At 45.4% G+C, this 273-nt stretch carries 1 protein-coding gene; it reads left to right on the top strand.

From position 1 onward, the window contains the following. Positions 1-64 precede the first annotated feature (64 nt). Positions 65-273 (top strand): hypothetical protein (locus KVT39_RS36865; RefSeq protein WP_217591473.1); only part of this gene is annotated, 209 nt, incomplete at its 3' end.

The raw sequence follows: 273 nt of genomic DNA, 5'->3' as shown, positions 1-273 counted from the left end.
ACAATGGAAACCCAGCGTCAGGTTGTCCTCTGCGAATGTACCTGATCATCAGCCCAAACGCAAAATGATTTCGGATCAGAATTACAACCTCCGTTGGTTCAACAATTTCACCAGAAAATGCGGTATTCACGGCTTCGAAAACAACAACCCCCACAAGCATTTGCGTTCAAGCAACCTCAGCCAGCTAACTACTTCCAACTCAGATGATATTCAATATGGCCATCCGACCGAGAATATGTTGCACAAATACGACGCGTCCTTAAGAGTGCCTAT

Origin of the sequence: Burkholderia sp. GbtcB21, assembly GCF_019091065.1 — a bacterium.
GTDB lineage: Bacteria > Pseudomonadota > Gammaproteobacteria > Burkholderiales > Burkholderiaceae > Burkholderia > Burkholderia pyrrocinia_C.
Note: the sequence above shows the minus strand (reverse complement) of the source record. Positions and strands in the feature narration are given on the sequence as shown.